The organism is Butyricimonas sp. Marseille-P3923 (assembly GCF_900184685.1).
Classification (GTDB): domain Bacteria; phylum Bacteroidota; class Bacteroidia; order Bacteroidales; family Marinifilaceae; genus Butyricimonas; species Butyricimonas muris.
Genome location: NZ_FXXL01000007.1, coordinates 689,262 through 711,330 on the forward strand (window position 1 = coordinate 689,262; position 22,069 = coordinate 711,330).

Here is a 22,069-nt window from a genome sequence, read left to right on the forward strand (position 1 = left end):
AGTTGCAGGTTTACTGGTGTTAAGGATGGAGAAGTTCGTTGATTAGGTGATTGCAGATTTCGTGATTCTCTTGTGCGATGGTAAGCGGGTAAAATTGTTGAATCCGTTTTTCGGATTCAACACAGTTCTTGTTTTAATACATCGGGTAATTCAAGACCTCGTTTTTCGAGGCTGATAAACCAGTCTGACAGTTCTTCCGGCTGAATGGAATACAATACTTCACGGAATTGGTCTATTTGTTCATCGCTGTATCGGTCAGAGGGGATACCCCGGTATTGATCCAGTTCCTCATCATCAAAGTATTCTATTTTTTCATCCACTCTCTTTAGTCCTTTCTCGCAGATAGCGTGAGCGCCGCAACAGTCGGCGGGAGGGACAACAACCGGAGTGTCATCCGGCTTTTGTTTTGATTTGAAAAGGTATGTAAAAAGGGCAACTATTACTAGAAGCCCTACTATGCTGATGATAATATAAATCATTTCAATTACTTGGAAAGTTCTTTCTTCAACAGATTTACCTGATTCGTCAGTTTCTCCACTTCCTGAGTTTTCTTGGCTAATGTACTTTTAGCATCTGCCAATTGTTTTTTCACCCCGGCAATCTCTTTTTCCAATCGGGCAATTTCACTGTCCTTGAACTTGATATTTGCCTTGAGTGTTTCTACTTCATTTTTTAGTTTCCGGTTATCCCAATCCGCGTTGGTCTTGTACTCGGTCAATTGTTTTTGAAGTAAGTCACGTTCTTCAGTCGCTCTTTTCAACTGGAGTTGTAAACCGTTCAATTGTCCTTCATTATCCTTTACTTTTGACTTTACCTGTTCGGAAACATCTTTCAATTCGGACTTTAAAGCGGACTCTTTACTTTGCAATGTCCGTAATTGGGTGTACAGATCATCAATCTGTTTATCTTTGGCCGCGTTGTTCGCTGTCAGTTGGTAGCGGACGGCATTAAAATCATCCTTGAGTTTTTGCATTTCGGTTTCCAGAGTCTTCTTGTCGTTAGCAAGTGTTGCCACTTCCCGGTCTACGCTTCTCTTTGCTCTGGCTAATTCCTCGTATTTCTTTTTTGAAACGCAAGAGGAGAAAAGTAACGTGAATATTAAAATACCTGATATATAAAATAATCCTTTTCTCATATTGAAATGTTTAAATTGAACTTTATTCTTGTTGTGTGACAAAAGTAGTAAAATATTTGGGTATAACAAAGAACAATAGGGGCGGTAGAATCTTAATTTAATGTTAATGCTTCAAGACGTGATACGGAATTCGTGTGTCAAATACATATTTATTTATATATTTGCGTTGGAAAATTAATACAGAATATACTATGAATAAGAAAATCCTCTCGTTACTCGTTTTGTTTTTTGGAGTATTATTTGTCGCTCAAGCTCAGAATGACGGAAAGATACGAGTGAAGGGCGTTGTGTTGGATGAAGTTACGCGTCAACCGATTGAATTTGCCAATATCGGGATTCTAGGTACGGTTGCGGGTGTTGCCACGGATATGGACGGTCGGTTCGAATTGGTAGTTTCCGAAAGATTGGCTACTTATATGATGAGAGTTTCCGCGGTGGGGTATGCTTCTGACGAGATGAAGTTGTACGAGGCAAGGGATAAAGGAGAGGTGCAGATATTTTTGAAACCGATGACCTACGGGATTCACGAGGTGGATGTAACGGCAGAATCGTTGGTCTTGAAAAGATTGTTACAGAACGTGGTGAATAATATCGGTCGGAATTATATTCCGCGTCCTTATAACTACGAGGGATATTTTGAATATGGCGTCCGGATTAATGACGGGGAGAAAAAGTCGAAAGAGGCAATCGTGGATATTTATGACAGCGAAGGTTACAGGCGTTCGAATGTCGAGGATGCGTTCAAGGCTTTGAATTATAACTTCTCGCAGGTGCGCCGCAGCGAGGAAATGACTTCCGCCACGGACGGGTTGATCTTCTTTGATGACATTATCACGGCGGATATCGTTCGTAATACCCGTAATATTTTGGATCTGGAGAATTACAGGGACTTTAAATTGAAAAGTAAAGGTAAATTCTTGTACGAGGGTGATTCCGTGCAAATTGTCACTTACGAGTGTCTGAAACCTTCCTTGTCGAATTCCGGTACGACCTTCGTTACAAAATACAGCGGAGAGATATACGTGGAATTGAAGAATTACGCCGTTATTAAAAACGTTATGCGCATCACTTCTTCCGCGTTCAATCTTTTGGGAAGAAATTTGATTCTGGCAGGTAACAGTCCTCGTCACGAAGTAATGGCTACGATTACGACCAATTACAAGAAAGTGAGTTCTTATTACTTTTTGAGTGGAGTGAGTATGGTGTATACTTATCTGGACGGTTCCGATCGAGTGAAAGGAGAGATGCAATACCAAACGACAAAAGTTAGCGTGAACAATACCACTCCTATTGCCGGACGGGTATATTTTGAAGAGGTTCCGACAGACAGGAATTTCTGGGATCGTTACACGATATATTTGGAAGAAGAAGAATAAAAGTCCCCCGAAAAGGGACTTTTTATTTTAGATTTAATGATTTAAGATTGAGTCCGTTCGGACTTAAATATTGTAATCTCTTGTAATTTACTTGTTTCGTTATATCGTCATGAAGGTACTTTATAAACAGAGCTTATGAAAGAACAAATTTGGAATAATATCGAACGAATGAGAGCGGAGGCTCCATTGGTACATAATATCACGAATGCCGTGGTAATGAATAATACGGCTAATGCGCTGTTGGCGGCAGGTGCTTCACCTATTATGGCACATGCGTCGGAAGAAATTGATGAAATGGTTGCGCTATGTGGGGCTACCGTGATTAATATCGGGACATTGGATCGTTTTACCGTGGAATCTATGAAAGCAGCTATCCGGAAAGCGAATGAAATCGGGCATCCGGTAGTACTCGATCCCGTGGGTGCGGGAGCCACGAGTTTTAGGAAGAAGGTTCTCCAAGATATATTAAACGCCGGTACTCCCCGGTATATACGTGGGAATGCCTCGGAAATCATGACAATGGCAGGGTTATCCACGAAATCTAAAGGCGTGGATAGTACCGAGTCTTCTCTGAATAGTCTGGAAGCTGCCCGCGAATTGAGTTCCCGTGTAGGGTGTATTGTCTGCGTGAGTGGGGAAACGGATCTCGTTGTGCAAGGCGAGAGAGTGATTTATTTGCATAATGGCTCCCCGATGATGGAGAGGGTGACCGGACTGGGGTGTACGGCTTCCGCTATCTTGGGTGCATTTGCTGCTGTCGCGAAAGATGAGTTTATGGCTGCCGTGAGTGCTACTTCTTTTATGGGTATATGCGGGGAGATCGCGGTCGGAATGGCACAAGGTCCCGGAACCCTGCAATTGTATTTGTATGACGTGATGTATAATCTGACACGCGAGCAGTTCATACAACGCGTGCAAATTTCCGAATGATATGAATGCCCCGCTTTATTTAGTGACCGACGAAGGTTTGCTGCATGGTAAAGATCTTTACAGCACGGTTGAAGCTGCCGTGAAAGGAGGCGTGACCATGGTACAATTACGGGAAAAAGAATCCTCTACCCGGGATTTTATTGAACGGGCGATTCGGCTGAAAGTATTGTTGACACCTTATCATGTACCTTTGATTATTAACGATCGGGTAGACGTGGCACTGGCTGCCGATGCCGATGGGGTGCATATCGGACAGAGTGATATGCCCTATTCGCAGGTGAAACGGCTACTGCCGGAAGGAAAAATAATCGGGTTATCCGTGGAAACGCGAGAACAGGTAATTGAAGCCAACGAGTGGGATGTAACTTATATCGCGGCAAGTCCTGTCTTTTCCACGACAACGAAAATAAATACAATTGTCGAGTGGGGATTGGACGGGTTGCAATGGATTCGTTCCGTGTCTCGTCATCCGTTAGTGGCTATCGGTGGCATTCATCCCGACAATGTAGCCTCAATCTTTCGGGCGGGAGCGGATAGCGTGGCTGTGATTTCCGCGATTATCGGAGCCGATGATCCGGGAAAAGCCGCACGAGAATTGATTCGTCTTATACCCTAAAGAAAGATATAACCTTTTACTACTGAAATCCTATCGTAATCCTACCCAAGAACTAGGGAAGACGTACCGCACTGGCGATGTACGAACCGTTTTGCCTCGGTATTCTATAGGATTAGAATACCCCCAAAGAATGCAAAAGTATAACCAAGATAAACAAGGGCGCCACGTATTTCAGCACGAAAACCAGAGGTTTTATCAACCATAACTTCAATTGCCCGTCATTCGTCAACTCGGCAATCAACAAACGGCGATCGAATCGCCACCCCACGTAGATGGATATGAGTATGCCGCCGACGGGGAGCAGGATATTGGAACTGATAAAATCAAATATCCCGAATATGGAGCGGCTCCCTATCTGTATGTCTTTTAAAGGACCGAACGATAGAGTACACAAGATGCCGAAAACAGTCACGATAACGGTTGAAATAATGGTTGCCTTACGCCTGCTGATGTGTTTCTCTTCCACGAAAAAAGCGACAATCACTTCGAGCAATGATATCGAGGACGTCAATGCAGCCATTGTCAGCAGCACGAAGAATAAAATAGCCCACAATTGCCCGAATGCCATACTCTGGAACACTTGGGGCAAGGTGAGGAACACGAGTCCCGGGCCGGAATTGGGTGCGATATTAAAGGCGAATACAGCAGGAAATATGGCAACGCCTGCCAGCACGGCGATTAGGGTATCGGCACAGATAACCTGTAACGATATCGAGGTTAGATTTTCACTTTTCTTGATGTATGAAGCGTAAGTCAGTAGGACACCCATGCCGATTGACAAGGAGAAAAACGCTTGTCCCAGTGCAGAGAGTACCCCTTGAGAGGTGAGTTCCGAGAACTTGGGTAAAAACAGGAATTTTATTCCTTCCATGGCACCGTCCAGCGTGCATGCCCGGATACCTAAAATCACGATTAGTATGAAGAGTAAGGGCATCATGAGTTTCGTGTATCTTTCGATACCCTTTTTTACCCCTGCCAACACGATAAATCCGGTAAGTACCATGAATATAATTTGCCAGAATACCGGCTTGTACGGGTTGGAAATAAAGTCGTCGAACAAGTTATTCAAATCAATATCAGCGCTTGAATGGAACGAGAAAGAGAGGGATTTAACCACGTATTCCAACGTCCACCCGGCAACTGTGCCATAAAAAGAAAGGATCATCGTGGCGGCCAATAACACGAGGATTCCAAAATAACGCCAAGGTGTTTTCGGTTCCAACCGATCAAATGTCCCGAAAGCATTCCGACCGGAATATCTACCGAGTGCGAACTCCGAAAGCATGACCGGGAGTCCGATAGCAACGGTAAAAAATATGTACACGAGCAAAAAAGCCCCGCCACCGTTATTCCCGGCCTCATAGGGAAACTTCCATATATTACCTAATCCGACTGCCGAACCGGCTAGTGCGGCAATAGCCCCGAATTTGGAACCAAAACTATCTCTGGTGTTGTGCATGGTTAAATTATTTTGAGTTAACAAATATTACGAGTTTCCGGAGTGTAAGTTAGCATTTTGTATAGAAAAAAACTATCTTCGCGTCAAAATAAAATAAGCGATTCACATGCAAGAGAAGATTTTAATACTTGATTTCGGTTCTCAATACACGCAATTGATCGCGAGACGCGTGCGAGAATTGAATGTCTATTGCGAGATTTATCCTTTTAACCATTATCCGGCACTCGATGCTTCCGTGAAGGGAGTTATTCTTTCGGGAAGTCCTTTCTCCGTGCGTGACGAGAAGGCTCCGCGACCGGATTTGTCTTCCATCAAGGGGAAACTGCCGTTGCTGGGAGTGTGTTACGGGGCTCAATATCTGGCTCATTATTTCGGTGGGGAAGTACAAGCCTCCAACAAAAGAGAGTACGGTCGGGCAAATTTGTCTTACGTGGATAACGGTTGCCCGCTTTTCAAACATATCAGCCAACATTCACAGGTATGGATGTCGCACGGGGATACGATCGAGGTATTGCCGTCACATTACACGGTAGTGGCAAGCACGACTGACGTGGAGAATGCAGCGTACCGGATAGAAGGTGAGGAAACGTATGGTATTCAGTTCCACCCGGAGGTGTATCACAGTACGGAAGGAACCGCGTTGCTGAAGAATTTCGTGGTTGATATCTGCGGTTGTAAACAAGACTGGACTCCGGATTCTTTTATCGAAACCACGGTAGCCGAATTGAAAGCAAAAATAGGCGAAGACCGGGTAATATTGGGTTTGTCGGGGGGAGTAGATTCCACTGTGGCAGCCATGTTATTACACCGGGCTATCGGTAAAAATCTTGTCTGCATATTTGTTGACAACGGATTGTTGCGGAAAAACGAGTTCTCGTCCGTGCTTGAAAATTACAAGGAATTAGGATTGAACGTTATTGGTGTGAATGCCGGTGATCTTTTCCTGTCCCGTCTGGCGGGAGTCGAGGAGCCTGAAACGAAACGCAAGATTATTGGAGCCACTTTCGTGGACGTGTTTGACGAGGAGTCGCACAAGGTAGAAGATGCCAAATGGTTGGGACAAGGTACAATTTACCCGGACGTGATTGAATCATCGTCGGTGAATGGTCCGTCACAGACCATTAAATCTCATCATAACGTGGGAGGATTACCTGATTACATGAAACTTAAAGTGGTAGAACCCTTGCGTTTATTGTTTAAAGATGAAGTTCGCCGCGTGGGTAAAAGCCTCGGTTTAGCGGATAAATTTTTGAAACGCCATCCTTTCCCCGGTCCGGGACTTGCTATTCGTATTCTGGGTGAGATCACGAGAGAGAAAGTGACATTGTTGCAAGAAGCCGACCATATCTACATATCCATGCTTGAGGAAGCGGGATTATATGATAAAGTATGGCAAGCGGGTACGATTCTGTTACCGATCAAGAGTGTCGGGGTGATGGGGGACGAACGTACTTACGAGAGCGTGGTTGCCTTGCGTGCCGTGGAATCGACGGACGGAATGACTGCCGATTGGTGTCATTTGCCTTACGAGTTCTTGGCAAAGGTTTCCAACCGAATCATAAATAACGTGCGGGGTATCAACCGGGTTGTTTATGACATTAGTTCAAAACCACCAGCCACCATCGAGTGGGAATAATATACAAGCGCCTTTCGGGGCGCTTTTTTTATGCTTAGTTTAGTGATGTTTATATGTAATCCTAGGGTTATTTCACTGTAATACTACCTCTCGATTGTTACAGCAAACTTTTACATCCCTCGCATCACCCTTGGTGAATGGTGGTGTAAGGGACATAGGAGTAGCTTGTAAGAGAGTAGAAGTAGTATTACTGTGAGATAACCATGGAAATAGGGTAAAATTGTAAAAAAAAACATGATGTAAAATATTGCAAATAAGCGAATTGTAAAATATTTTTGAAAAAAGGTCATATTTCATATTACACCAAACGGGTAGGGTTCCGTTTTAGGAGAAACAAGCAAAGAATATGACACAAAAAACACGAGAGTATATAGTTCAATTGATCGCCCGCTACGTGCAAGGCAACTTAAATAAGCGGGAAATGGAGGATTTGGATGCGTGGCGTATGGAATCTTCCAAGAACGAGGAGATTTTTCAACGGATGATTTCCCGTCGACATTTCGAGGAGAGCCTGACGGCTCATGAAATGACGGGAGAGGAGATGGATGCCGAGTGGAAACAAATTTACACGAGAACGATAGGGAGCCGTCGAATCGGGTTAAGAAGAGTTTTGCAATACGCTGCGATAGCCGTTATGTTATTGTCTGTCGGTGGAGTGCTATACTTTAGTAACGAGAAATATATTCCGGAAAAAGAGGTCGTGGTAGCCAAAAGGAATGCAATCCAAGAATTGGAGTCTAGGGCTATTTTGGTTTTGTCCGACGGGAGGAAGTTCGATTTAAAGAACGAGGAGGATTTGGAGGCATTGACCAATCATAGGGTTACTTTATCTGCCGATAGTGAGATGTTGACTTATTCATCGGGAAACGTGGATACGATAGTCGAATATCATACGTTGCGGATTCCCCGGGGAGGCGAATACGTGTTGGTTTTGTCCGATGGTTCGACAGTATATCTGAATGCCGAATCGGAATTATCTTATCCGGCGCATTTTACGGGGCAAGAGAGAAGAGTTCGTTTGAAAGGAGAGGCTTATTTTGAAGTACAAAAAGATGCGACCAAACCCTTTATCGTGGATGTCGATCCCCTGCGGGTTCAAGTTATGGGTACAGAATTTGGGGTAAGGGCTTACAGTGATGAAGAATGTATCAAAACGACTTTAAAACAAGGGAAAGTGAGCGTGGAATCAGAGGAGCGCAGTGTTATCCTGACTCCGGACTTGCAGGCTACGTTCAATAGATCGGATGGACGGCTGGATGCGAAAGAGGTTAATGTCAATTTATATATCGGTTGGAAAGACGGACGTCTGATTTTTGACAATTGCCCGTTGGAACGGGTTCTGAAAGATTTGGGACGGTGGTACGCTTTTAACGTGGTTTTCGAACGGGAAGAGTCGCGTGTGCTACCCTTCTCTTTGAATATCAAAAAACACGAGGTATTCGCAGAGGTGCTTGATTTGCTGGAAGAAACAGGATGCGTGAAATTTGAAATAGAGGATAATACCGTGATTGTAAAATAAAAAGTAGCGCTGGTAACGCTACTTAAAAACTACCTCTGATGCGAACAGGGGCAGAATGATTATTAAATTCAAATACAAATCTATGAAGAAAAATTTTAATGTTGTGAGGAAAAGGTGGTTTTTATTCCTGCTTTTCCTTGTTTTCACGACTCAATTAAGCCAACGAGCTTATTGTCAGGAGGTAAAAATGACCTTTAGTCTGAAAAATGCTACTTTAAAAGAGGTCATCAACGAGATTAAACGAATTTCGACGTATGATTTCGTTTATAGCGATTCCTACTTATCCGCTTTTAAGCAGAGGGATGTTTCGTACAAGGATGCGACGATTGATGCAGTTCTCTCTGATTGTTTGAAGGGTACAGGATTGATTTATGCTATTAACGGGCAGACTATTGTCATTCGGCGAGAAGAGACAAAGGCGGAACAGACGAAAGTGGTTGCGGGAAGAGTTTCAGACATGAACGGAAGTCCCTTACCCGGGGTTACGATTTTAATCAAGGGGTTGACCGTCGGTACTGTTTCAGATGTGAATGGTAATTACAAACTTGGTGTCCCGACAACCGGGGAGGTTATATTGATGTTTTCTTTTATCGGTATGAAAACTCAATATATTACCGTGAAAGAGAAACTGAACATCAATGTTAAGATGGAGGAAGATGTCGCCGAGATGGATGAAGTGGTAATCACGGGTTATCAAACGATTGACAAGAAGCATTTGACAAGTGCGATTACTACCGTGAACGCGGCAGACGTGTTGGTGCCGGGTATGACGAGTATTGATCAAGCGTTGGAAGGGAGAATACCGGAGTTATTGTTGATGACTAACTCGGGAGAGGTTGGGGCAACTCCGCGTATTCGCGTAAGAGGAACCTCCACGTTGTTGGGTAACCGGGAACCCCTGTGGGTTTTGGACGGTTTTATTTTGGATGATCCGGTAGACGTGAGTAATGACGATTTGAACAATCCTGATTATATTAATATTATCGGGAATGCTATCGCCGGAATTAATCCTCAGGATATTGAGCGTATTGACGTGTTGAAAGACGCTTCCGCAACAGCTCTTTACGGTACCCGTGCGGCGAATGGTGTGATTGTGGTAACAACAAAGAAGGGAAGAATCGGACCTGCACGTGTTTCTTATAATCATTCGTCAAAATACACACGCCGTCCCCGTTATTCAGACCGTAATATCAATTTGATGAATTCACAGCAACGTGTGCAGTTCGGAAAGGATTTGACGGAATTGCATTATCCGTTCCCAAGTAATATGCCGATGGTGGGGTATGAAGGTGCCGCATATCGTCTTTACACGGGACAAACGAATTACGACGAGTTTTTAGATGAAGTGAAGAGATATGAAACAGTGAATACCGACTGGTTCGATATTTTGACACAAGATACTTATTCTCATGATCATACTTTAAGTGTTTCGGGGGGGGCTGAGAGTGTACGTTACTATGCTTCCCTAGGGTATAATTACGAGGATGGAGTATCTAAAACGACATACACGGAAAGATACACGGCGAGAATAAATATGGATATGACTTTTTCAGAGAAAGTAAAAGCTAGTTTTTCTTTAGACGGGAACGTGCAAAAGAAGAATCATTTGATGCCGGAAATTGACGCAATGGACTACGCTTATAATACAACACGAGCCTTGCCTTGCTATAACCCAGATGGTACTTTGTATTATTACGAGAAATCGGCTTACAATGGGATGAATAGGTGGGCCAGTCTGTTTAGGTATAATATTTTGAATGAGATTGACAATAGTTCAAATTCCTATGATGGTAATACGCTAGGTGCTCGCTTGAATTTGAAATATTCACCGTGGAGGGAGTTGGATGTTACAATAGCTGGAAATTATAATCGAAGTAGTACTTTGCAAGAACAGTGGTGGGGGGAAAAGTCACATTACGCGGCTCGTTGGAAAAATGCCGAATACGAGGAAGTTCCTATGCCGGGAGATGACGGGGAGTGTTATTTGCCTTACGGTGGTATCTTGAAAACCACCAACACGATAAACGAAAGTTATGTATTCCGTGTACAATACGATTTTCGTAAACCGTTCGGTAGTGATGATCAACACATGATTATGTCCACTGGAGGGTTCGAGATGAATGGCTCGACTTCACGGAGTATCAGTGATGAAAACCGGGGATATGTAAAAGATCGGGGAATGCAATTTATTGATGAGGTTGATCTTACCTTGTATACTCGCTATGCCAAATGGTTGAACGAAAATCACAGAACACTGAAACATGGAATCTCGCATCAAGTATCTGGATATTTGACTTTAAGTTATAGTTACGGTAATCATTTCACGCTGTATGCTAATGCGCGTTGTGATTTTTCTAATAAATTCGGTAGTCAAAGTAATGATAAATTCTTGCCTATTTGGGCAATTTCCGGAAGTTGGAACTTAAAAGAAAATATTTTAAGAAACTGGAATTTTGTAAATGAAGCAAGATTTAGGACTTCATACGGTTATCAGGGTAATATGTTGGATGATCAAAGTCCGAACTTGACGATTAAACAAGGAACGATAGACCCGATGTATAATGAAAATGTATCGGTTATCGCCCGTTACCCGAACCCGAATCTGAAGTGGGAGGAGACTCACTCTTTCGACCTCGGGTTGGATTTGTCATTTTTTAAATCTCGCGTGAATATAGAAGGTTCTCTTTATTTTAAAAAGACAGAAGATTGTTTCACTTCGGTAAGAGTATCAACAGTTAATGGACTTTCCAATTACACGATGAATAGCGGTGATTTAAAAAATGACGGTTATTCGATCGCTTTGCAAGTGAAACCTATAAAAACAAAAGATTTCCAGTGGTTGTTTTCTACTCAATATTCCGGAAATATGAATAAGGTGGAATCGGAAACAGTTGAGGTTTATACTATAGACGATTATTTGAATGGAACAGCAATTATTAACGGTACGGCGATAGGTTCTTTCTATTCGTATAAATTTTTAGGATTGAGTCCTGAAAATGGAACTCCGGTATTTGATGATTATGCTGATCGTCAACACCTTTTGAAATATAAATCGTTGGAAGAAACCGTTTTGATGATCATGGAAAAGAGTGGGCAGCGAGAACCGAAGTTCAGTGGAAATTTTGCCAATACTTTCACCTATAAGAATTTCACGTTGACGATGAATATGGCTTACGGGTTAGGTTCAAAGGTGCGTTTATTTGCTCTTTACGAACCTATTGTATCCGGGGTGAGTGCGGAAGCTAATGTTAGAAAGGAGTTTTTAAATCGTTGGCAAGTTCCCGGTGACGAAATGAAAACAAATATTCCCGCTATATTGAGTCCGGCGGATGCTGATTACATGCACTATTATGCTCATTTTTCAAGTAGCCTGAATAATGCAACGCATATTCAGAAATTTGCCCGTAGCACGTGGGATATGTACGATAAATCCAACCTTCGGGTTGTAAGCGGTAATTATCTTAGATGTAATTCGATGTCTTTGCGCTACACGTTCGGTAAGGATATTTTGTCGTACACTCCTTTTGAGGCAATCCAAGTGAGTTTGAACGCGATGAACTTGTTTACCCTGTCGGCGAAAGAATTGAAAGGTCAAGATCCCTCGCAATCGGGATTTGCGAAACCGAATCTGTCTGTTCGACCGTCGTATACATTTCAATTTAATGTAACTTTTTAAATAGAAATTAAGATGAAATATTTTATATATAGTATTATCGTGGTGCTGTTTGCCGGATGTTCTGATTTTTTGGAAGATTATTCGCAAGATTTGGTTATACCCAAAACAGTGTCCGATTTAAACGAGGTAATTTTAGGAAGCGGATACTTACCAAGTAGCGAGGTGAAGGATTTAGCCCGAGGTACTGTCGGATGGTGGTTACATATTTTAGATGATGACGTTAATACTGTGATAATGCACACGGCTAACACGAGTAATGAATACATGTATTTGAATACTACTTATTACGGTTACTATACTTGGCAATACGAGGTGGGAAGAGATTATGACCAAAAAAATTTATCCGGAGATAATGCCTTGTGGGATGAGTTATATAGTCGCATAAATACCACTAATATTATCTTGAACGAGTTGAAAAACGTGAGTCAGGCTTTACCACAAGAAAAATTGGATGCATTGACACTTCAAGGCGAATGTTTGTTTTTGCGTGCCCAATTCTATCTGGTACTGGTGAATGTGTATGCTAATGCCTATGCTCCGGAAACTGCGGCATCTACCTTAGGAGTTCCCTTGAAGTTGACGCATTACGTGGAACATGATAAAGATAAAAACACGCAATTCGAAAGAGCGTCCGTCGCTGAGGTTTATGCGCAGATCGTGGATGACTTGAAGGTATCCGTGAAGTGTTTTCAACAAAGTCCCCAGACTCGTTCTTTTTATCGGGCTTCTGAGGCAGCCGCACGTTTGTTGTTAAGTCGGGTGTACTTGTATATGCAAGATTGGAAAAATGCACGAGTAGCCGCCGAGGATTTTTTGAAGTTAAGACGTGACTTGTATAATTTTAATTCACTCACGGACCCGGAAGCGGTCGCAATATCTGAAAATAGTGTTGAAGTTTTATTTTCACAAGGCTCTTTGAGTTTACAGAATGATATTACGGGATTAGGGGGAAATTTTTGCGTGACTAAAGATTTGTACCGTTTATACGAGGAGGCTGATTGTCGACGTGATTTATATTTTTCTAATGCTTCGGAGATAGATAGTATAGGGTTGGGAAGAAAATACAAAAGAGGTGTTTATCGCTCGAATGTTTCTGATTTTTGGTTGTTAAGAACAGCGGAGGGGTATTTGAATATGGCAGAAGCGTGTGCCATGTCTGATGATCCCGGTACGGCTTCCGAATACTTGAATCGTTTGAGGAGAAATAGGATAGCTGAATACAGGGATATTGAATATTCTGCAGCAGATATAACGGAAGCCGTGAGAGAGGAAAGAAGAAAGGAGTTGTGTTTCGAGGGGCACCGTTGGTTTGATTTACGCCGATATGCCGTATGCCGTAAAGCTCCTTTTAAAAAGGTCATAGAACATATGTTTTCTGTTTATGATTGGGATAATAGACGTGAGTTTAAACATGGGGAAGTTTATTCTCTGCAAGAAAACGATTTGGCATACACGTTTGCTATTCCAAAGTCCGTGTTGGAATTTGATACCGGTATGCAGGATAATCCAAGGGAGCAAAGGGGATATTCTCATTTAATCTATAGGTCTGCTGGTGGAGCCGGTGATGAAAAATAAAATGAATAAAATAATTAACCACACGAGTATGAAGACAATATTGTACATTGTATTGATTATTTTTATGTTCGGTTGCTCGAAAGAAGGTGCTTTAACACAGAAAATCGAGTACGAGAATTTTTACGTGATTGAAGACGACCCGTCAGATCCCGTGAAACATCGGGTATACGAGATTTACAAGAAGTATAATGTTCCGGTTTACTTTAACGATACGATCAAGAAATCTTTCCTGAAGGAAGATATAAATGGAAATCCTATCTATCGATATGAAACCTTGGATTTGGCATGGAATTTTTCTTCTTATTCTCAATTTGCATATCGGTATGAATACCTTGTAGAACCGGAAGAACAATTAAAGGCTTTAAATATTATTGAGAATTATTTGGCCCTTGTTAATAAAGCACTTTACCCGTATAATTTTTTTGTAGTGAAATCTGTTAGAGCACAAGATAACTATGATAATATTCAAGTTTTGGATGAAGGTGCGTATCAAATTTATTTACGAACACTTTTGATGACAGGTGATTGGAAAAGTGACGGGGTGATACGTGATTTGCCCACGGAGATGATGAAGGAAATGGTGAAGAGTAAAATATTGAATTACACGACGTTATTGGCACAATTTTACAGTTTTTCCAAGCCGGAATGGTTTGATACTAGTTTTTCTTCTTTAGATCCCGATTATTATGAATACTTGGTGTTTCCTAATGATTTTGGGTTTACCGGTAGCTGGACTTATATTCCGGGACAATCTTCTTTTGGGCCTCAGTGTTTTGATGATAATTGGGGGACTGCTCAATGGTTTACCCCTGAAGGTTTGGAAAACTTTCGAAAGTGTGTTCGGGAAAAGATAGGAACATGGGGGTTTGTTTCTTGCGGGTTAGCTAATACTTGGACACCGCGAAAGAAAGAGGACGATTTAGTCGGGTATATCACGGAAATGTTGAGGTGGTCACCGGAAGAATTTGAAGAAAAATGGGGAGACTCTCCCTTGGTAATGCAGAAATATAATATTCTGTATGAAATTGTTGTCAATGAATTGGGTGTTGAATTATAAAGTAAACAGAAGATGAAAAAGATAATGATAATACTGTTGAGCGTGATTGTTTATTATGCATGTAATAATGATGATGATCACGTGGTAAAGCCGGAGGTTGCTTTTTCCGAATTCACGGACCCACGTGATATGAAAGTGTATAAATGCGTGACCATTGGCGAACAGACATGGATGGCAGAGAATTTGAAATATCGTTTGCCATTGGGAAGTATAGATGGGTGTTACACGTTTAAAGAAGGAGCTGTAAGGGAATATGATGCAAAGGTTAGTGTAGAACTTTTTACAGATTCTATGAATGCTGCCATGGAACGGGGAGAGTTATCCGAGCGATATAATGATAATTTTTCCGTAGGTGATTTATTAAAGGCGTATGTGGTGAATTATCAAATGCCTGTTTCTCAAGCAATAAGTATGGTAGAGAGAACGTGTGAAGTTACTTGTCCTAATGGAGTGAAGGCTATTAAAAGGATGTATAATAATCTTTTGCCGTTTGCTCTTGCAGAGCTTGTAGAAAATAATTTAAAGGATACGGAAGCTAAGAATGGGAATTATTCATCGGTAAACGGTTTTCTTTATTCTTATGACGGGGCAGTGAAAGCTATGCCCGAGGGATGGCGATTGCCCACGGATGAGGATTGGAAAAAGTTAGAAGAGAATTTAGGAATGTCGCTTTCGGAACTTGATAAATTGGATGTTTGGAGAGGTGGAGAAGAGGGACGCCTGTTGAAAGCCGGAAAAGATGGATGCGGTTTTGATGCTTTATTTAGCGGAGCTCGGGTTTTCGGTACTTTTATGTATGGAACAAATTTCATTAATAAGGGAAGTCGGGCTTATTTCTGGTCGTCTTCAAAGGTTGTGGAGAATGATACGATTAATCACGGGATTATCCGGTTGCTTTCCATGGAAAATGATCAAATTATGCGTGGAACTTCCGATTTGACAGCAGCTTATAGTGTACGTTGTATTAAAGAATAATTAAAGTAAATTATGATGAAAAAGATTGTATTGTTTGTAAGTATGTTATTTATTGCTTTGGGCGTTTCTGCCCAAAGCATGTACGGGGATGAAGTGAAAGCAGATGTAAGGATGAAGTACGTTTATTCTTTTGAAGAGGCTTTGAAAAGGGCTAAAGAAGAGAAAAAACCAATCTTCTTTAATTGTTTTGCCGATTGGGCAGTACCTTGCCATGCCATGAATAAATTGGTGTTTAGTGATCAAAAGTTTGCCGATTGGATGGATAAGCATTTCGTGAATTTCTTTATTGACGTGACCACGAAAGAGGGAAAGCCTTTCGCAAAAAAATATGACGTGAAGTTTCAAGCCCATTATCTGGTATTGGATAGTAACGGTGAAATTCTTTACCGGATTGTCGGTGGTGTAAAATTACCTGAATTCCAGCAGTTATTGGCTCAAGCGTTGAACCCGAAAACGACTTTGCCGGAGATGAATAGAAGGTATGAAAGTGGTGAACGGGGAGTGAAGTTTTTAAGGGATTACGCCAAAATATTGGATGTAGCGGATGAAAGAGAAAAAGCGAAACTGGTAACAGATGAATTTTTCACGAAATTGAAGAAATCCGAATGGTGTAAAGCTGAGAATTGGGATTTATACTGTAAAAAAGTACGTGGCTTGGATGATGACATGTTCCGTTTCATGGTGGAGCACAAGAAAGATTTCGTGAAGCAGAATGGTTTGATGTCAGTGAATAAGTTAATAGAGAAGGGGTATATGGGAGAATTATATCCTTATACAACCGGAGAGAAGATTTACAATAGCGAGAAGTTATTAGATCTTTATATCTCTATGCAAAATAATGGTTTACCGGATACAAGCACGGTTTATACAGTGTACGATATCGTTAAAGCGCACACGGATCGGGACCTGAATAAGATTTTGAATATTTTAAAACATAAATCTAGCGGTTTACATCCACAACTTGTTGTAAATGTTGATTTAGGTTTAGTGAATTTACCAGATTTGTCCACAGCCGAGGAGGCGCTTGTTATCGCTTATTTGAAGGAAAAAATGGACAAAATGAAGGGGACGGCTCGAGATTATTATCAAGGAGCTTTGAATAAACTCGTGAACAAGGAGGGAATGAAGTTCGAGAATTTGTCATTCGCTGAAGTACTGAAAAAGGCAAAGCAGGAGAATAAGCTTGTGTTCTTGGATTGTTACACGACTTGGTGCGGTCCTTGCAAGAAAATGAGTAATCAAGTTTTCCCGCTTAAGGCTGTTGGGGATTTCATGAATGCACGTTTCGTGAACGTGAAAATTGATATGGAAACAGAGGAAGGGAGAGAGTTGGGCAAGAGATATGGGGTTAAATCGTTCCCGACGATGTTTTTATTGAATGCGGAAGGAGAGGTGCTTTTTCAAATCGTAGGAGCTCAATCTCCGGATGTTTTCGTGGAAAAAGTGAAACAAGGTTTGAAGCAGAGCGAGTGATTAAGTTGGTGCCTGAATGTGTTGTGTTTTAATTCATTCTCCTCATGTATTCTTGCTGAATCTTGAGGAGAATTTTTTATTAAATTAATATTGTAATGTATCTTGATTGGCTTATTAGCGAAATTCAAATATATAGTAATATGGATAATATGTGTTTTAATCTTTCACGCATATAATGATTGGCATTGTTCTTGTGCTTCTTTATGGTGTTTATCGAGATATCTAACAGTTGGGAGATCTGTTCATGGGATTTGCCGTTGAGGCTTAATAGATAAACTTCCTTGCAAGCGGGGGGAAGTTCGTTGAATACAGTTCGCAAAGCTTGAAATATTTCTGTTTCAAGTATATTGTCCAGAAAGGAATCTTCTTCATTTTCTGCTATGACGTGTTTCGTGTAATTTTGGGCTGCCTCGTGATGACGAATGAGGTCAATACAAGCATTTTGAACTACCCTATATAAAAATGCTTTGATAGTATTTTCATCTTGGAATTGAGATTTTTTTTCCCATAGCCGAACAAACGCGTCTTGTACGATATCTGCAACAGTCATTTTATCGTCAATGTATTTAGCGGCAAAATAACGCAATTGAACAACATATTTTTCATACAGGTAACGGAAAGATTTTTCTTGATCTTTTCCTAAAAGATTTATAATCAAATTATCTTGCATAATAATAGTGACGTTCACATATGGTTAATAGATTCTTTAGGTAAATGTATTATTTGTTGTATATTAGATATTTAATTGTTGTTTTATGTAATCATAAAAGGAACGTTTGATAATATTCAAAATTTAGGATTCTGAATATGTCCTTTTAAAGATTCATTTTTTTCATTTCATATTGAAAATGAAAAAATTAAACAGATGAAAAAAATCTTCGAGATTCCCAATAATTAGCCTATATTTGTAATATAATAAAACGTTGGTTTATTTAAATTCAAATGGACTATTTAATCCTCAAAATTCCATGTTTGGAATTGTCATTCACTTGATTTAGGGATAATTCAGTTGCAGAATAATCAGTGTTTGTATTTTTATCTTTGAGATTACACGTTATAAATGTAGTTTTTTCCTATTTTTGCGAGAATTCGAAAATTAGATAGAATGTACGAAGAAATCATCGAGAAGATAAAAGAAAGACTGGCAGTCAAAAATTTGAATGTTGTTATTATACCTCATATTTCCCCTGACGGGGATGCGGCGGGATCGTGTTCAGCCTTGTGGCAAGTGTTGGATAAAGTCGGGATCAACGCGCAATTGATGACGTGTGATTATATACCGGATTATTTGAAGTGGTTGAAACGTATACCGGATGCCATTTCTTTCCAGAATAGACAGAAGGAGTGTAAACAGTGGTTGAGAAAAGCGGATGTATTGTTTATGCTGGATCATAATACCATAGCGAGAGAAGGGGATTTGGAGCCTTTCGTGAGGGAATTCAAGGGGGAAACGATCATGATAGATCATCATCCCGATCCGGACGAGGTGACTTATCGGATTTCCGATACCAGTGTTTCTTCCACGTGCGAATTGTTGTATAACGTGATTTCCGGGATATGGGGAAAAGAGATCATTGATACGGATATAGCCAATGCCATATATGCCGGGATTTCAACGGATACGGGCGGTTTGAGTCATAATTCTTCTCATCCGGAAACCTACCGGGTAATTGCCGATTTATTAGCCTTGGGGCTGGACAAGGATTACGTGCATGAGCAACTTTACCAGCGTAACACGCTCTCTCGATTGAGATTGACGGGAAATTGTCTTTTGAATAAACTCACGATAGATGAACATTTCCCGGTTGCCGTTATTCCGATTACTTTGCAGGAATTGGATGTCTATAATTACAAGGACGGGGATTTGGAAGGTCTGGTGAATATCCCGCTGTCAATAGAAGAGATATTGGTTTCCGTGCAGATCACGGAACGTAAGGATAAAGTGAAATTGTCATTCCGTTCAAAAGGAAATATACCCGTGAATTTGTGGGCGAAGGAATATTTTAACGGGGGAGGACACTTGAATGCCGCGGGGGGACAAATGCCGTTACCGTTAAACGATGTAGTACAGAAAGTACGGGAAACATCAGAATGGTTCTTCAAACAATTGAAAATTGAAAATTGAAAGTGGAGAATTATTTCTTTATGGGAGATATAATGAAAATATTCCATTGAAGTTAAAATGTTTAATCTTGCAGGATAGAGGATCATTTTCAATTTTCAATTCTGCATTTTCAATTAATAGTTATGCCTTTTTTGAGATTTCATGCCATAGAAAAAGAGAAATTGGCTCGGGTAGGCGAGCGGTTGATTTCCGAAATTGTAAGTACCTTGGGATGTCCCCGGGAAACGGTTGTATTGGAGGTGGTGCATTCCTCTTTTGTGTCCGGGGATGAGCATTTGCAGGCGTATCCGTTCGTGAAGATCGAGTATTTCGAACGCCCGAAAGAACAACAGGATGCTTTAGCTAAGATCGTCTACCAGAGTTTACAAGAAGCCGGATATCCGGAGAGTGATGTCTATTTTTCTTTCTTGTCACCGGAGCGATATTACGAGAACGGGGAGGTTATCAAGTAATTTTCGAGAGAAATAATCTTGCTTGAAGTATTTATTTTCGGAAAAAATAATTAAGTTTGTGCATAGTATAAAATGCAACGACTATGACCGAACTAAGTGAACTGGTAGCCCTTTTGAGCAAGGCGGAAAGAGGTTACACGAAAATGCTGAATCGTAGTTTTCAAAATGCCGGTTATGATATCAGCCGGGAGCAATACGAGCTTTTGCAGGTGTTGTGGGCAAAAGATAACGTGAACCAACAAACCATTTCCAAACAACTTCAAAAGGACAAATATAATGTCACTAAATTGTTGAACACCTTACAGAAAAGAGGATACGTTCAACGAAAAATGTGCAAAGAGGACAAGCGGAATAATTTTATCGTTCTGACGGAAAAAGGAATTGATTCCCGTCACGCGTTGGAGCGGATAGAAGAGCAGGTACACACGGACATGAGTTTCACCCTGTCTTCGCAAGAGTTGAAGTCTGCCATTTGGGTGTTGAAGAAACTGAATGTATAATATATTTATGATTTATGAATTACGATTTACGATTAAAAGAAATTACAAATCCAAATTCATAAATCTAAAATCTAAAATCTAAAATTACTATGGGTGTTTTTCAAGGATTAAAACCGGAAGCTGTTTGGGGATATTTTGAAGAAATTTGTCAAGTTCCCCGCCCTTCTAAAAAAGAAGAAAAGATTATTGCTTACATGTTGGATTGGGCAAGCAAGCATGGTTTAGAGGCAAAAAGAGATGATGCCGGAAACGTGTTGATCAAGAAGCCGGCAACAAAAGGACGGGAGAATGCCCCGACCGTGATATTGCAAGCACATATGGATATGGTATGCGAGAAAAATTCCGATACGATACATGATTTCGACAAAGATCCTATATTACCTTACGTGGATGGGGAGTGGGTACGCGCTAAAGGAACTACTTTGGGTGCGGACGACGGAATCGGTATGGCGGCGCAAATGGCCGTGTTGACCTCTACGGATATTGCTCATGGTCCTATCGAATGTTTGTTTACCGTGGATGAGGAAACCGGATTGACAGGTGCATTTGCTTTGCAACCGGGGTTCCTGAGTGGTAATATCCTTTTAAATCTTGATTCGGAAGATGAAGGAGAGATGTTCATCGGTTGTGCGGGAGGTATCGATACCGTTATTAATATGGGATACGAAACGGAAAAGACTCCGGCAAATTCTTTCGCCGTGAAAATACAGGTAAAAGGATTACAAGGAGGTCACTCCGGTGACGATATTAATAAAGGTAGAGGAAATGCCATTAAAATACTGAATCGGTTCGTGTGGGATCTGAACCGGAAGTATGGAGTACGGGTTTCTGTTCTCGAGGGAGGGAATTTGCGTAACGCTATCGCTCGCGAGGCTTCTGCCGTGATCACCTTTGAAGATCAATATCGTGAAAACGTGAGAGCGGATTTTAATGTTTACGCGGCGGAAATGGAAAACGTGTGGAAGATTACCGAGCCGGGTTTACAGTTGGCATTGGAATCTGATGATGTTCCTGCGGAAGTGCTGACAGCAAAAAGCACTAACGCATTGCTTAATTCATTGTATGCATGTCCGCACGGGGTTTTCTCCATGAGTTATCGTATGCCGGGATTGGTGGAAACATCCACGAATCTGGCAGCAGTCCGGTTTAATGAACCGAACAACATTTTAATCACGACTTCCCAGCGCAGTGATGTAAATTCGGAGAAATTCAATATCGCAAATATGGTTGAGTCCGTATTCACGCTGGCAGGAGCCAAGGTCGAACATGGAGAAGGTTATCCCGGTTGGGCTCCGAATCCGGATTCTCCCGTGGTAAAAGTGGCAGTGGAGTCATACAAACGTTTGTTCGGCAAAGCACCTATCGTGCGTTCTATCCATGCCGGGTTGGAGTGTGGTTTGTTCCTCGAGAAATACCCGAACATGGACATGGTTTCTTTCGGACCGACTTTACGGGGCGTACACTCGCCGGACGAAAAGATAAATATCAAGACTGTGGAAATGTGGTGGCAGCATTTGGTTGATATTTTGGAAAAACTTTAATAACGCTCTAATTTACGATTTATG

At 41.3% G+C, this 22,069-nt stretch carries 18 protein-coding genes; 14 read left to right on the forward strand and 4 right to left on the reverse strand.

Annotated features, from left to right (window positions below; all coding sequences use genetic code 11):
* Positions 1-116: 116 nt before the first annotated feature.
* Both CS948_RS14450 and CS948_RS14455 read right to left on the reverse strand, forming a co-directional pair.
* The gene (locus CS948_RS14450) at positions 117-479 is read right to left on the reverse strand and encodes a hypothetical protein (RefSeq protein WP_099292412.1); all 363 of its coding nucleotides are present in this window, start codon (positions 477-479) and stop codon (positions 117-119) included.
* Between the two features lie 5 nt (positions 480-484).
* Positions 485-1,135, reverse strand: coding sequence for a hypothetical protein (locus CS948_RS14455; protein WP_099292413.1), 651 nt, complete (start codon positions 1,133-1,135; stop codon positions 485-487).
* Positions 1,136-1,326: 191 nt separating this feature from the next.
* Between CS948_RS14455 and CS948_RS14460 the strand changes: the two genes are divergently transcribed.
* From CS948_RS14460 to thiE, 3 genes are all read left to right on the forward strand, one after another.
* Positions 1,327-2,511: a carboxypeptidase-like regulatory domain-containing protein gene (locus CS948_RS14460; protein WP_099292414.1), complete on the forward strand. Its 1,185-nt coding sequence runs from the start codon at positions 1,327-1,329 to the stop codon at positions 2,509-2,511.
* Positions 2,512-2,646: 135 nt separating this feature from the next.
* Entirely contained in the window at positions 2,647-3,441 is a 795-nt protein-coding gene (gene thiM, locus CS948_RS14465; RefSeq protein WP_099292415.1) for a hydroxyethylthiazole kinase, read from the forward strand.
* 1 nt (position 3,442) lies between these two features.
* Positions 3,443-4,057, forward strand: a complete 615-nt coding sequence (gene thiE / locus CS948_RS14470) for a thiamine phosphate synthase (RefSeq protein ID WP_099292416.1) — start codon at positions 3,443-3,445, stop codon at positions 4,055-4,057.
* Between the two features lie 112 nt (positions 4,058-4,169).
* On the opposite strand, the gene CS948_RS14475 is transcribed toward thiE, so the two are convergent.
* A complete protein-coding gene (locus tag CS948_RS14475) occupies positions 4,170-5,516 on the reverse strand; it encodes a sodium-dependent transporter (RefSeq protein WP_099292417.1) in 1,347 nt (448 codons plus the stop codon).
* Positions 5,517-5,622: 106 nt separating this feature from the next.
* On the opposite strand from CS948_RS14475, the gene guaA reads away from it, so the two are divergent.
* The 7 genes from guaA (at position 5,623) to CS948_RS14510 (ending at position 17,427) form a co-directional block, all read left to right on the forward strand.
* Positions 5,623-7,152 carry a glutamine-hydrolyzing GMP synthase gene (gene guaA / locus CS948_RS14480; RefSeq protein ID WP_099292418.1) on the forward strand — a complete coding sequence of 510 codons (1,530 nt, stop codon included), beginning with the start codon at positions 5,623-5,625 and terminating at the stop codon, positions 7,150-7,152.
* 346 nt (positions 7,153-7,498) lie between these two features.
* Positions 7,499-8,671: a FecR family protein gene (locus tag CS948_RS14485; protein WP_099292419.1), complete on the forward strand. Its 1,173-nt coding sequence runs from the start codon at positions 7,499-7,501 to the stop codon at positions 8,669-8,671.
* Positions 8,672-8,753: 82 nt separating this feature from the next.
* A complete protein-coding gene (locus CS948_RS14490; RefSeq protein ID WP_255302024.1) occupies positions 8,754-12,347 on the forward strand; it encodes a SusC/RagA family TonB-linked outer membrane protein in 3,594 nt (1,197 codons plus the stop codon).
* 12 nt (positions 12,348-12,359) lie between these two features.
* Positions 12,360-13,922 carry a RagB/SusD family nutrient uptake outer membrane protein gene (locus CS948_RS14495; RefSeq protein ID WP_099292421.1) on the forward strand — a complete coding sequence of 521 codons (1,563 nt, stop codon included), beginning with the start codon at positions 12,360-12,362 and terminating at the stop codon, positions 13,920-13,922.
* 28 nt (positions 13,923-13,950) lie between these two features.
* Positions 13,951-14,979: a hypothetical protein gene (locus tag CS948_RS14500; RefSeq protein WP_141560960.1), complete on the forward strand. Its 1,029-nt coding sequence runs from the start codon at positions 13,951-13,953 to the stop codon at positions 14,977-14,979.
* A gap of 12 nt (positions 14,980-14,991) precedes the next feature.
* Positions 14,992-15,954, forward strand: coding sequence for an FISUMP domain-containing protein (locus CS948_RS14505; protein ID WP_099292423.1), 963 nt, complete (start codon positions 14,992-14,994; stop codon positions 15,952-15,954).
* 15 nt (positions 15,955-15,969) lie between these two features.
* Positions 15,970-17,427, forward strand: coding sequence for a thioredoxin family protein (locus CS948_RS14510; RefSeq protein WP_176555068.1), 1,458 nt, complete (start codon positions 15,970-15,972; stop codon positions 17,425-17,427).
* A 124-nt stretch (positions 17,428-17,551) separates the two neighbouring features.
* Here CS948_RS14510 and CS948_RS14515 read toward each other — a convergent pair whose 3' ends face one another.
* The gene (locus CS948_RS14515; RefSeq protein WP_099292425.1) at positions 17,552-18,097 is read right to left on the reverse strand and encodes an RNA polymerase sigma factor; all 546 of its coding nucleotides are present in this window, start codon (positions 18,095-18,097) and stop codon (positions 17,552-17,554) included.
* A gap of 435 nt (positions 18,098-18,532) precedes the next feature.
* On the opposite strand from CS948_RS14515, the gene CS948_RS14520 reads away from it, so the two are divergent.
* The 4 genes from CS948_RS14520 to CS948_RS14535 all read left to right on the forward strand — a co-directional run bounded on the left by CS948_RS14520 (position 18,533) and on the right by CS948_RS14535 (position 22,045).
* Complete coding sequence (locus CS948_RS14520; protein WP_099292426.1) at positions 18,533-19,552, forward strand: bifunctional oligoribonuclease/PAP phosphatase NrnA; 1,020 nt, start codon at positions 18,533-18,535, stop codon at positions 19,550-19,552.
* Positions 19,553-19,674: 122 nt separating this feature from the next.
* The gene (locus tag CS948_RS14525; protein ID WP_099292427.1) at positions 19,675-20,004 is read left to right on the forward strand and encodes a DUF1904 family protein; all 330 of its coding nucleotides are present in this window, start codon (positions 19,675-19,677) and stop codon (positions 20,002-20,004) included.
* An 83-nt stretch (positions 20,005-20,087) separates the two neighbouring features.
* Positions 20,088-20,504, forward strand: coding sequence for a MarR family winged helix-turn-helix transcriptional regulator (locus tag CS948_RS14530; protein ID WP_099292428.1), 417 nt, complete (start codon positions 20,088-20,090; stop codon positions 20,502-20,504).
* A gap of 89 nt (positions 20,505-20,593) precedes the next feature.
* A complete protein-coding gene (locus CS948_RS14535; protein ID WP_099292429.1) occupies positions 20,594-22,045 on the forward strand; it encodes an aminoacyl-histidine dipeptidase in 1,452 nt (483 codons plus the stop codon).
* The last annotated feature ends 24 nt before the right edge of the window (positions 22,046-22,069 follow it).